Source organism: Simplicispira suum (assembly GCF_003008595.1).
Classification (GTDB): Bacteria; Pseudomonadota; Gammaproteobacteria; order Burkholderiales; family Burkholderiaceae_C; genus Simplicispira; species Simplicispira suum.
In genome coordinates this window covers 2,404,456-2,417,239 of the sequence record NZ_CP027669.1, presented here as the reverse complement: position 1 = coordinate 2,417,239, position 12,784 = coordinate 2,404,456, and the positions used below count along the sequence as shown (strand labels likewise).

General features: G+C 63.3%; 7 protein-coding genes and 1 pseudogene. 1 reads left to right on the top strand and 7 read right to left on the bottom strand.

Annotated elements, in window-relative coordinates; genetic code table 11:
* Positions 1–88: 88 nt before the first annotated feature.
* The 5 genes and pseudogenes from C6571_RS11245 to C6571_RS11225 all read right to left on the bottom strand — a co-directional run bounded on the left by C6571_RS11245 (position 89) and on the right by C6571_RS11225 (position 3,964).
* Positions 89–1,384 carry a dihydroorotase gene (locus C6571_RS11245; protein ID WP_106446756.1) on the bottom strand — a complete coding sequence of 432 codons (1,296 nt, stop codon included), beginning with the start codon at positions 1,382–1,384 and terminating at the stop codon, positions 89–91.
* A gap of 72 nt (positions 1,385–1,456) precedes the next feature.
* Positions 1,457–2,404 (bottom strand): annotated as a pseudogene (locus tag C6571_RS11240) (aspartate carbamoyltransferase catalytic subunit); the annotation flags it as partial.
* 8 nt (positions 2,405–2,412) lie between these two features.
* Positions 2,413–2,949, bottom strand: coding sequence for a bifunctional pyr operon transcriptional regulator/uracil phosphoribosyltransferase PyrR (pyrR, locus tag C6571_RS11235; protein WP_106446754.1), 537 nt, complete (start codon positions 2,947–2,949; stop codon positions 2,413–2,415).
* The gene (gene ruvX / locus C6571_RS11230) at positions 2,946–3,374 is read right to left on the bottom strand and encodes a Holliday junction resolvase RuvX (RefSeq protein WP_106446753.1); all 429 of its coding nucleotides are present in this window, start codon (positions 3,372–3,374) and stop codon (positions 2,946–2,948) included. The genes pyrR and ruvX overlap by 4 nt, the downstream gene beginning before the upstream one ends.
* Positions 3,371–3,964 (bottom strand): YqgE/AlgH family protein, encoded by a 594-nt coding sequence (locus C6571_RS11225; RefSeq protein WP_106446752.1) that lies wholly within the window; start codon positions 3,962–3,964, stop codon positions 3,371–3,373. The genes ruvX and C6571_RS11225 overlap by 4 nt, the downstream gene beginning before the upstream one ends.
* Before the next feature lie 20 nt (positions 3,965–3,984).
* Between C6571_RS11225 and C6571_RS11220 the strand changes: the two genes are divergently transcribed.
* On the top strand, positions 3,985–5,466 hold the full coding sequence (locus C6571_RS11220) for a cryptochrome/photolyase family protein (RefSeq protein ID WP_106446751.1): 1,482 nt from the start codon (positions 3,985–3,987) through the stop codon (positions 5,464–5,466).
* A gap of 10 nt (positions 5,467–5,476) precedes the next feature.
* Here C6571_RS11220 and C6571_RS11215 read toward each other — a convergent pair whose 3' ends face one another.
* Entirely contained in the window at positions 5,477–6,670 is a 1,194-nt protein-coding gene (locus tag C6571_RS11215) for a PilT/PilU family type 4a pilus ATPase (RefSeq protein WP_106446750.1), read from the bottom strand.
* Entirely contained in the window at positions 6,670–12,747 is a 6,078-nt protein-coding gene (locus C6571_RS11210; RefSeq protein WP_106446749.1) for a hybrid sensor histidine kinase/response regulator, read from the bottom strand. The genes C6571_RS11215 and C6571_RS11210 overlap by 1 nt, the downstream gene beginning before the upstream one ends.
* Positions 12,748–12,784: the final 37 nt, after the last annotated feature.

The following is a 12,784-nucleotide window of genomic DNA, read 5'->3' as shown; positions in this document are numbered from 1 at the left end:
CAGAATGCGCCGCGCAAGCGTGCAATATGTCCGCTTCAGGCACTGCCGCCCACCGTCCGGCCGGCCTAGGTCTCCAGGACTCTGGCGCTCACTCGCGTTCGAACGCGACTTGTCCGCCTACCAGCGTCAAGCGCACCTGACCGGGAAGTTCGTAGCCGCCAAAGGGAGTGTGCTTGCCCTGGCTGCACAGCGTGCCTGGCGCCACCGTCCAATGGGCCCGCGGATCGACGATGCACACATCGCCCACGCCACCCTCCACCAGCTTGCCAACGCTGGCGGACAAGGTTCCAAGCGCCCCGCCGAGCACCCGCGCCGGCTCGCAGGTCACCACGCCGAGTGCGCGCGCCAGCGGCACGCCAGCATCCTGGGACCATTTCAATGCCAGGCTGAGCAGCAGCTCCAGGCCCGTGGCACCGGTCTCGGCCTCGGCAAAGGGCAAAGTTTTGGCGTCTTCGTCCACCGGGTTGTGGTCCGAGACCAGCGCATCGATGGTGCCGTCCAGGAGCCCCGCCGCCAGCGCGTCGCGATCGCGCTGCTGGCGCAAGGGTGGCGCGAGGCGCGCGCGGCTGTCGAAGAAGCCGATGTCGTTTTCTGTCAGGTGCAAGCTGTTGGCACTGATGTCGCAGGTGACGGCCAAGCCTTCTTGCTTGGCGCGGCGCACCAGTTCCACGCCGGCCGCGCTGCTGATGCGGCACAAGTGCACACGCGCCTGCGTGCCACGCAGCAGCTCGAAGATGGTGTGCATGGCAATGGTTTCTGCGGCTACAGGAATCCCGGCCAGACCCAGGCGGGTGGCCAGAGCGCCACTGGCCGCCACGCCCTTGCCCAGGCTCAGATCCTGTGGGCGCAGCCAGACCGTGTAGCCAAAGGTGGCGGCGTACTGCAGCGCGCGCTGCAGCACCTGGTTGCTTGCCAGCGCCACCTCGGCCTGACCGAAGCCCACGCAGCCCGATTCGGTCAGCTCGGCCATTTCGGTCAACACCTCTCCGGCCAGGCCACGGGTCAGGGCGCCCAGCGGAAACAGGCGCGCCTGGTGCAGTTTTTCAGCGCGGAACTTGAGCATTTCGACGAGGCCCGGCTCATCGAGCACCGGGTCGGTATCGGGCGGGCAGACCAGGCTGGTAATGCCACCCGCCACGGCCGCCGCCATCTCGGATTCGAGCATGCCCTCGTGTTCGTGCCCCGGCTCGCGCAGGCGGGCAGCGAGATCCACCAGACCCGGCAACACCAGGCAGCCGGCGGCGTCAATGCGCCGCGCTGGCGCGAAGTCGACCGGCGCGCGTCCTAGGCCGACGATGCGCCCTGCCGCCAGGGCCACGTCGCAAGTCTGGTCGAACCCACTAGCGGGGTCGAGCACCCGGCCGTTCTGGATAAGTATCTTCATAATTTTGTGCTAAATTGGCCTCTATCGCTTATCCAGCATGCGCCAGAAGCTATCAAAACAATAGTGCGCTTTCTATGCCGTATTTCCCGCCACGATGGACATCACGGCCATGCGCACGGCAATGCCAAAGCCCACCTGCGGCAGGATCACGCTTTGCGGCCCGTCCACCACGGCGGAATGGATCTCGACGCCGCGATTGATCGGCCCCGGATGCATGACGATGGCGTCCGGCTTGGCCAGCCGCATGCGCTCGGGCGTGACGCCAAAACTCTTGAAATACTCCTGGCTGGACGGTAGCAGCGCGCCGCTCATGCGTTCGTTCTGCAGTCGCAGGGTGATGACCACGTCGGCATCCTTGAGCCCTTCTTCCAGCGTATGGCAGACGCGCACGCCCATGGGCGCCATGTCTGCGGGCACCAGGGTGCGTGGGCCCACAACCCGCACCTCGGCGCAGCCGAGCGTGGTCAGGCCATGGATATCCGAGCGAGCCACGCGCGAGTGCAGCACGTCGCCGACGATGGCGACGGTGAGATTGGAAAAATCCTTCTTGAAATGCCGGATCGTCAGCATGTCGAGCAGGCCCTGCGTGGGGTGCGAATGGCGCCCATCGCCGGCATTGATCACATGCACATGCGGCGCCACATGCTGCGCGATCAGATAGGGCGCACCCGATTCGCTGTGCCGCACCACAAACAGGTCCGCCGCCATGGCCGAAAGATTGGCGATCGTGTCGAGCAAGGATTCGCCCTTGCTGGCTGAGGAACGCGCAATGTCGAGATTGAACACGTCGGCCGACAGGCGCTTGGCGGCAATCTCGAACGTGGTGCGAGTGCGCGTGCTGTTCTCGAAAAACAGGTTGAAAACGCTCTTGCCGCGCAGCAGCGGTACCTTTTTGACTTCACGATCGTTGACCGAGACAAAGGTTGCGGCCGTGTCAAGAATGTGCGTAACGATGTCGCGCGGCAAACCCTCGACCGAGAGCAGATGCACCAGTTCGCCGTTGCGGTTGAGTTGGGGATTGCGCTGGTTCAGCACGGCTCGGCCTCCCGCAGTTCGAATACGAATCCGCCGGCTTCCCCTTGCGCCAGGGCCAGAGCCTGTGATGGCGGCAGCGTGACGCGTGCTGCGGCGAAGTCCGCCTGCACAGGCAGTTCGCGCCCGCCCCGGTCCACCAGCACGGCCAGCCGCACCCGCGCCGGCCTTCCGTAGTCGTACAACTCGTTGAGCACGGCGCGCACGGTGCGGCCGGTGTACAGCACATCGTCCAGCAGCAGGATGTCGGCTCCGTTGACATCGAAGGGCAGGCGCGTCTGGGTGCTGGCGGCCAAGCCGCGCTGGGCGAAGTCGTCGCGGTGCATGCTCGACGAGAGAATGCCGGCGTCGCCTGCGAGGCCGAGATCGCGCTGCAGGCGTTCGGCCAGCCAGGCGCCCCCCGAGGCAATACCGGCCAGTTGCGTATCAGAGCGGCGAAGGGCCCGCACGCCATCGACAAGCGCCAGGTAGAGTGCCTCGGCATCGAGCGACGGGCCGCCCGGCGGAGCGTCGCTTGCAGAACGGGTGGTCATGGAAGAGTCCTCAAAAATTGCTCCAGAATGATGCAAGCCGATGCGGCGTCGGCGTCCCTCGCGCCTTGCGACAGCGCTTCGGTCGTGCTGTAGCGCTCGTCCACCTCAAACACCGGCAAGTGAAACCGCCCATGCAATTGCCGGGCAAAGCGCTGGGCACGGCGCGTGTTCTCGTGGCTCGCGCCGTCTGGGTGGTAGGGCACGCCAACCACCAGCGCGTCGGGCTGCCATTCGCGAATGCGCTCGGCCACTGCGGCAAACCGGGCTTCGCCTTCGGCGCGCAGCGTAGGCTGTGGACTGGCGCTGCGCAGCATCCGCGTGCCGATGGCCACCCCGGTGCGCTTGAGACCAAAATCAAAAGCCAGAAAACTCTGGCAATGGAGGGGAACCGCCGGCGCCTCTGCGCGTGCGCTTCCCTGCGTCATGCGCGCCCGGCCCCAGGGGCGAGTCGCCAGGCTTCGAGCCCCAGCAAACCCAGGGCGCTGTCGTAGCGCGAGTCCACCGGGGTATCAAAAATGACGGCCAGATCGGCCCCGACACTGAGCCAGCTGTTCTCGGCCATTTCCGATTCCAGTTGCCCCTCGCCCCAGGAGGAGTAGCCCAGCGTCACCAGCACGCGGCGCGGGCCGGCGCCGGTGGCGAGCGCCTCCAGTACGTCCTTGGAGGTCGTCATCTCCAGTCCGCCGGGAATCACCATGGTGGACGCATAGGCGGGCTCGTCGTCGGATTCGAGCTGCACCCGTTCGTGCAAGACGAAACCGCGCTCGGTCTGCACCGGTCCGCCAAGAAACACCGGCGCGCCCTGCAGATCGCTGCGCCCGAGCGACAGTTCGACCTTTTCAAACAAGCCATCAAGGTTGATGTCGGTGGGCTTGTTGATGATCAGACCGAGCGCGCCACGCTCGCTGTGTTCGCACACATAGACGACGCTGCGCGCAAACGAAGCGTCCTGCATGCCAGGCATGGCAATCAGGAAGTGGTTCGTTAAATTCATGGGCGCAAAATCGGCGGACATCGGTCGATTTTACGTTCAACATGCCTGCTCCCTTTTCCCGCGGACTGGTGTGGTTCCGGCGCGATCTGCGCGCGCATGACCACCCTGCCCTGCACCATGCCCTGCGCGAGTGCTCAGAGGTGCATTGCGTTTTTGTGTTTGACGAAGACATCCTCTCACGCCTGCCGCGCGCCGACCGGCGCGTTCTCTTCATCCATGAAAGCCTGCTTGAACTCGATCAAGCCTTGCGCACCCTGGCACAGGATGCCCATGTCGGATTGATCGTGCTGCACGCCAGCGCGCGCACTGCCGTGCCTGAGCTGGCCCATAGGCTCGGCGCGCAGGCGGTATACGCCGGCCGGGACGACGAGCCGGGGGCACTCGAGCGCGACGCATACGTACGCACCGCCCTGGCGCAACACGGGCGTGAACTGCGACTCTTCAAGGATCACACGGTGTTTGAGCGCTCCGAATTGCTGACGCAGGCGGCATCGCCGTATACGGTTTTCACGCCTTACAAAAAGGCATGGCTGCGCGAGATCGACGGGTACTTCTTGGCCTCCTACGCCGTAGCCGGTGGCCAGGGAAATCTTGCGCCCTGCCCTCCTTGGGCACAGGAAGGTGTGCCCAGTCTCGCTGCCATCGGCTTCGGACCCAGCGCAGAACTCGCCTTGAAGGTGCCGTCCGGCACCTCCGGCGGGCAAGTGCTATGGCAGGACTTCACCGCCCGAATTGACACTTATGACCGTGCTCGGGATTTTCCAGCCGTCAAAGGCCCGAGCTATCTTGGCGTTCATCTGCGCTTTGGCACCCTCTCGATCCGCGAACTGGCGCGCGACGCGTACAAGCGCATGCGGGCGGGCAGCCAGGGGGCCGCTACCTGGCTGTCAGAACTGATCTGGCGCGACTTCTACCTGCAGCTGATGGCGCACTTCCCCCACGCCATGGAGCGCAGTTTCAAGCCAGCCTACGACGCCATTGCCTGGGAGACTGGCGCGCAGGCCGAGGCTCTTTGGGTCGCTTGGTGCACTGGCCGGACTGGCTTTCCGTTGGTGGACGCCGCCATGGAGCAGCTCCATCAGACGGGCTACATGCACAACCGCCTGCGCATGGTGGTGGCCAGCTTCCTGGTGAAAGACCTGGGGCTGGACTGGCGTCGCGGAGAGGCCCATTTCGCAGAATGGCTCAATGACTACGAACTCGCATCGAACAATGGCGGATGGCAATGGGCGAGTTCAAGCGGTTGTGACGCACAGCCCTGGTTTCGGATCTTCAACCCGGTAACCCAGAGTCTCAAGTTCGATCCGCAGGGGCGCTTTCTTCGCCGCTATCTGCCACAGCTTGCGGCTTTGAGCGAAAAGCACATCCACGCGCCGTGGGCTGCGCCTGCCGACGCCTTGCAGGCAGCGGGTGTGGTGCTTGGCGAGAACTATCCGCTGCCCATCGTAGACCACGCGCAGGCACGCGAACGCACCCTGGCCCGCTACGCGGTGGTGAAGGAACAGGCCAGCGACGCTTGTTAAGCGAAGCGCGTCAGCCCAGAGGCGCAGGTGACGATGCGCGCCCCGAATTGGACTCCAGGTCGGCCATGCGCATGCCGGCCACTTCCAGGGGCGCGCCCGCAGCAAGACGCAGGCGCAGCGTCAAATCGGTTCGGTTGTCCGCGTGGGCCAGCATTTCTTCGCGGCTGATGGCACCCCGCTCAAAGAGCGCAAACAGCGATTGATCAAAAGTGCACATCCCCACCTGGGTGCTTCGTTCCAGTGCCGTGCGAATCTCGTGAATCTGGCCCTTCTGCAGCAAATCCGCGACGAAATTGGTCAGCAGCAGGAGCTCCACCGCCGGCACTTGGCGGGTCTGTAGGCCCGGCAGCAAGCGCTGTGCAATGACTGCTTTCAAATTCAGCGAAAGGTCTAAAAGAATTTGCGCATGCGCCGTTTCTGGAAAGAAGTTAAGAATGCGCTGAATCGACTGGCTGGCGTTGTTGGCATGCAGCGTGGAGACGCACAAATGGCCCGATTCGGCGTAATGCATGGCGTGCTGCATGGTCTCGCGGTCGCGGATTTCACCGATCATGATCACGCTGGGCGCTTCGCGCATCGCGTGGCGCAAGGCCTCGTCGTAAGACAAGGTATCGAGCCCCACCTCGCGCTGCGTGACCAGGGACCGCTGGTGCGTATGCACATACTCGATGGGATCCTCAATGGTGAGAATGTGACCCGGAATGCGCGCATTGCGGTGATCAAGCAGCGCCGCCAATGTGGTAGTTTTTCCAGCGCCAGCGGCGCCCACAGCCAGCACCAGTCCACGCTTGAGAAAAGCGAGCTGCTGCACCGCAGGCGGTAAACCCAAGGCTTCGATGGAGGCGATGTGCGACGAAACATAGCGGACCACCATGCCGGGCTGTCCACGCTGCATGTGCACGTTGATACGGAAGCGGCCTGTCCCCGGCACCTGCAGGGCCAAATCGCATTCCTTCCGGTTTTCAAATACCTCCGCCTGCGCTGCACTCATGACCGACGCAGCAAAGGCCTGGATATCCGGCCCCGCCAGAACGGGGTGCTTGAGCGCCAGATAGTCCCCGTGGCGGCGCACCGTGGGCGGCGCTCCTGCGATCAAGAACAGGTCTGAGGCCTCCTCACGGACCATGGCCGACAGCAGGTCGAGCAGACCGGTGAAAACCGGTCCCGCTGCGCCGTGCAGAGCCTTCTCCGTCTCCCCACCCATCAAACGCTCACCGCCTCGTCCGTGACAGCCTGGGCGTAGTGCCTGACCAGGCTGAGCAATTCCTCGTCGGAGTATGGCTTGCCAAGATAGTGATTGACGCCCAGTTCGATCGCATGATCGCGGTGCTTCTGGGCAATACGCGACGTGATCATGACGATAGGTAGATCGCGCAGCGTGGCATCGGCACGGATATTGCGCGCCAGATCGAAACCGTCCATGCGCGGCATCTCGATGTCCGACAACACCACCGTGGGACGTTCTTCCTGCAGGCGTTCGAGCGCCTGCAGGCCGTCGGCAGCGAGCGCCACGCGGTAGCCTTCGCGCAGCAGCAAACGCTGCGTGACGCGGCGCACGGTGATGGAATCGTCCACCACAAGGACCAGCGGCACCTGCCCTGCTGGCGCCAATGCTGTTGTGGGAGCTGCTGCGCCCGCGCCTGGCTCGCTGACAAGCTCTGCATCCTGAAGACTGCGCAGCTGCTCTCCATACACCGTAGCCAACGCAACCGGGTTGTAGATCAGCACCACAGCACCCGACGCGAGCACCGACATGCCCGCCAGCCCGGGCAGCCGCGAGAGCTGTGGCCCCAGGTTCTTCACCACGGCTTCCTGGTTTCCCAGCACGTCGTCCACATGCATGGCGATACGCTGCGAGGCACTGCGGAAGATGACTACCGGCCGCGTCTTGCCGGCACCTTCCTGACTGCGCCTGGACGCCTGCAAAAGCGCCCCCGCCCAGAAGAAGGGAATACTCTCGCCCGACACGTCAAATTGACCTGTTTGGTAGGCCGCCTCGATATCTGCTACAGGCACCCGACGCACGAGTTCGACGACATTGGCCGGAACGCCAAATGCAAGCTCGCCAGCGCGCAGCATGACCACCTGCGTCACCGCCGTTGTGAGCGGAAGTACCATGCGGAAGGCGGCACCAGCACCTGCCTCGCTGTGGGTTTCGATGCGACCACCCAAAGCCTGGACTTCGGCACGCACCACGTCCATTCCGATTCCGCGGCCTGCCAACTCTGTGATTTCACTTGCCGTAGTGAAGCCGGGCATGAAAATCAAGTTGGCCGCTTCCTCGTCGCTGGCATCGGACGGCGAGGCGATAAGTCCTTGCGCAACTGCACGGTTGCGGATGGCCGTCAGATCAAGCCCTGCACCGTCGTCCCGGAACTCAACTGAAACGTCGTTGCCCTCGTGGCGCAGACCCACACTGACCGTGCCCATGGCTGGCTTGCCGGCGGCTGTGCGCACATCGGGCGATTCGATGCCATGGGCTACACAATTTCGCAGCAGGTGCTCGAAGGCAGGCGTCATACGATCCAAGACACCACGGTCCATTTCGATGGAGCCGCCCGTAATATCGAGCTTGATCTGTTTGCCTGTTTCCTTCGACGACTGGCGCACCACTGCGTACAGTCGCTCCGCGATGCCCTCGAACTCCACCATGCGGGTGCGCAGCAAATCGCGCTGCAGCTCCCGTGCCTGCCGCCCCTGAGCGATCAAATCATCCTCGGTCCCTTCCACGACCCGCTGCAGGTTGCGCTGCACAGTGGCCACGTCATTGACTGATTCAGCCATCATTCGGGTCAGCTCCTGCACCCGCGTGAAGCGATCGAATTCAAGAGGGTCGAACCCCGCTGCGCTGTCTTTTGACAGGGCCAGACGCGACTGCATCTGCGATTCGGACTGCACTTCAATGTCGCGCAGTTGTTGGCGCAGTCGGTCAAGGTTGATGGAGAGGTCGCCCATCGAACCTTTGAGCAACCCCAGCCGCGACTCCAGCCGCGAGCGGGTGATCATGACCTCGCCGGCCTGATTGACCAGTCGGTCAAGCAACTGGGCGCGCACACGCACCGATTGCTGGGACGCCGCACGCGCCGCCGACGCCTTGGGAGCGCCGAGGGGACGCACAAGGATTGAAGGCTGGACGCGGCTGCTCGGGGTTTCGGTGTCCTGCGAGGCTTGGCTAGGCAGCGGGCTTGTGGTCGCGAGCAGCTCTGATGCTGCGTCGTCCTTCAACTCACCGTCGACAGCGCGCAGTACCCGGAAGTTCGCCTGCAGTGCATCGAAGCTCCCCAGCAGCGGTTCGATCTCGTCGGAGCGAACGGTCTCTGCATCCAGGGCCTCGATGGCAGACTCGAGGCGGTGGGCCATTTCTCCAAGTCGCATTGCCCCGGCAAGACGAGAACTTCCCTTGAGCGTGTGCAATGCCCGCAGCACTTCGCTGCGCGCACCCAGGTTGTCGGGGCGCGCAGCCCACTGTCGCAAGGCTCCGCCCAAATGAGGTAATAGCTCGGCTGCCTCTTCTTCGAAAATGGGAAAAAGGTCGGGATCAATGACGTCGAGGGCATCAATGTCGTCATCAAGATCCGACCCGAGGCTTACGGCCCGGGAGATTGCATCATCGAGCTGCTGATCGTGATCGCGCACCGGTACAGAAAGCGCGGGAACGACGGTACCCGCCAGAGGTCCCGCAGACATGGTTGGGGCAATCGCTTGCACCTGCTCCGGCCCGTCCAGCTCATCCAGGTCTTGCGACTCCTGATGCGTTTCCGGTGCCTTAAGCGCGTCGTCCTGCGACTGCGGCTCTTGGGCTTCTTGCTCCGTCTCCGTACGGTCCTCAGCTTGCACGTCTCCATCGGGCAGCGAGGGCGAAAGCGTGGTGCTGATCTCGGTTTCCAAAATATCACGCAGATCTTGCAGCACCTGTGCGTCGGCTTCCTTGAGAAAACCTGCGGCAAACTGGTGCAAAAGACGCCGAACCTCTTCGGCCGCGCGAAGAAACACCGCTGCCTGCTCTGGCTCCCCCATAGGCTGCAGTTGCACATGCTCAAGCGCATGCTCGAGCACCCGAGCGGTTTGGGACAATGCATCGAAGCCCACTGTGGCAGAACTGCCAGCAAGCGAGTGCGCCAGCGCGACTGCCGTGTCAGGCAAGCGCTCGTGAAGTTCCAACTCCCATTCCTGAAGACAGGTGGTCAACCGACGCGACCATTCGTCGGCTTCGTTGAGATAGACGTTGTAGAGCGGGATGCCGATAGTGAGGTGGCCAATGACCTTGACGTTGTCGTCTGTGCTGACCACATCACGTTGAGGCAACTGGTCCGCTGATATCTCTGGGAACGGTTCTGCGGCCTCAGCGACGGCGTCGCTGTCTGCCTCGTGTGGCGCTTCAGCGCGTTCCACGGGCTGCAGCTCTCCCATCTCTTCACCGGAGAGCAAATCAGAAGCTGGCCCATTGCCTTGCACAAGGTCTTCGTCACGCACCGCCCCATCCGACGCGCTCAACAATTCGGATCCTTTGTCACCCTCTGCCTCCGAAGCCTCCAGTGCGGCTTCAAACTCGGCGAAATCGATGTCGCTGCCGGAATCCAGAGCTATCTGCTCTTCGGAGAAATTGCTCGCATCCGCCGTATCGGCAGACACGCGTGCTTCATCGTCAGCGACAATCTGGCTGGATGCAAGCTCGGGCAATTCGTCGAATTGCGCTGCAGGCTCAGCGTCTGCCGCTTCAAGCACGTCCGCCGTGGGCGGGAGATTCTCGAGCACCGCAGCCGACTCTTGAGCGGCTCCCACCTCAGGCGGCTCAAGCAGCTCACTGGCGCCTTCGGCACTGTCGCGTGCAGCCGGCAGGACGAGGGGCAGCACATTTCCGTCCAGCCGCATGGCCTCGGCCACGCTGCGAAAGGCGTTTGCATCCCAGGCTGAGTCGTCGCCGGCGGCAATATCCAGTGCCCAGCGACCAAAACCGTCCAGGGCTTGGCGTGAAGTCTCCAGCAAAGGAGGCTCCATCGGCTTTTGCTCTGCAAGCCAGCCATTGAGCAATTGCTCCATAGACCAGGCCGCCTCACCGAAATTGTTCAGCCCCACCATGCGCGAACTGCCCTTGAGGGTATGGAACGCACGGCGCAGGGTGGTTTGCTCGCTCAGGTCGCCAGGCGCGGCCTGCAAAGCGGCCACTGCATTGAGACCGTTCTCCACCACCTCGCGCGCCTCCTCAAGAAATATCTCAAGCAGCTCATCCTCGACTTCAGGCCCGCGCACATGAATCTGGGCCGCATCCGGTTCGACTTCCATTTCGGCCGACCCCTCAGCGAGCGGCTTCTGGCTGTCGTCCACAAACGGCTCTGGCTCTGGCTCAACTTCAATCGGCGGCACTTCCAAAGAGACTTCTGCAACGATTGCTTCAGAAAGTGCTTTCGGACCAAGCCGGGGAACCACATCGGGCAGGGGCACCGCAGCGCGCTCTTCCACCTTTTGCGCGACATCTTCCGCATCGACTGGGCTGTCGGTAGCACGCGTGCGTGCACGCCCAGCAATCAATCGAAGCTCGCCCAGCTCCTCGTCATAGACAAACAGTTTGCGCGCCATGGCACGCTGGTAACTGAGCATGTCGATCATGAAGCCCAGAGCGCCCAGGCTGTTGCCCAGCTTCTCAAAAAGTGCTTTGCGCTCGTCGGCGTCGACCACATCGCCAATCAACAGGCGCTCGACCGTATCGCGCATCCGCAATACAGCAAGCGATGCCTGGTCGAGTCCAAGCACCGAGAGCACGCCGCGCATCTGCGCCAAGCGGCCCGGCACCGCTGCCAGCGGCGCAGTGTCTTCAGGATTGCGAAAGAACTGGTCCATGGAGCGTTCCGCTTCGCCAAGCGTGACACGCAATTCATCGACCACACTGCCCATGGTCTGGTGATCGCTGACACGGCGATACAGATCCTCCATCCAGGGCTCCAGAGGCTCTGGCTCCTGTCCCGCACTCACGCGGTCCAGGCGCTGCGCCAGATGCCCTGCGCGTGCAACCAGTTGATCGTCGGCCGTATCCGTCTCGTCGAGTGCAGCCTGCAAATAGAGGACCGAGGTCGCGACCTCCATAGCCAACGCGGCTGAGGGCGGCTCGGCCGAGCGCACTGTCTGATCCAGCGTGCGTGTCAGTGCCTGCGCGAGACTTTCGCTATTGCGATTGAGTTTGCGCAGGGAATCGCACACCAGGCTGAACTGATCAGCTGCAGGCTTGAGCTTGTTGCGATCCCCGCCAGCCAACGCTGACCAAGTTTCAGCCGCTGCCGCGATGCGCTTGCGCGCCTGAGCAAGAACTGCAGGATCGAAGCGTCCAAAGCGGCGAGCTTCGTAGTCCACCGGCTGAAAGCGTTGCAGCCCAAAGGACTGGCGCACTGCAGCCAGAAGCGGCAGCGACTCTCCCTCGCTCGGTCTGGCCTGGGCGCAGAAGAACAGGAGGTCCTGCACCAAACGGTCTGCAATCGCGCTCTCCCCGCGCGCCATTGCCGCGTACTGCATGAGGACGCGCGATGCGACACGCTTGACGTACACATCGGCCACAAACATGCCGCGAGAAAAAGCGTCGAAAAAAGCCGCACATATCTTCCAGAAAGCGCGGCCCTGACGATCCTCCTGCGAGGCAGCAAGCCCCAGTGACAGATCGGCCAAGTCACGGGCCGCATCGAAATCACCGTCCTTGACGATACGCAGTACCGCCTGGTCGAGCCGGCTTCGCGTTTCGGGACTATAGGCAACAGGTGGCTGCGAAATCGCAAAATCGGGCTCGCGGAAACGTCGCTCGGCTGGCCACAGATCGGCGGGATGCACCCGCTCGGCCCCAGTCAGCGCTTGGACATCGCGGTACTGAGGAAACAGTGCGACGGGAGACACCGCCTTGCCTGCCAACACAATTTCAAGGTACTCGCTCAAGGCAAAGCTGGCGCGTTCAATGGCCCCTGCGGCGTCGTCCGAGCAAAGTTCGGGGCGCTGCACAAAGCGCTGCACGGCATTTTCCATGGCACGCAGCAACAGGGCGGGGGCCGTCATGCCGACCATTTCCAGCGCACCGCTGGCTTGGTGCAGCTGCTGGCGTGCCATGCGCAACGTAGCGGCGTCCAGGGTGGCGAGATCGGACTCACGCGCAATCTCCGCGTCATAGACGAATCGCCGCAGCGCTTTGACGGCACCGTCGAGCGACTTGCGCAATTCGTCCAGCACCCAGGCCAAAGGCCCCAGATCCAGCTCGCCGTGCCCACCTTCGGCTACGGCAACGTTGGCGACATCATTTGGCAACATGGATTCGTTCCCGGCGGCGCGCGGCCTGTTCAGTAAT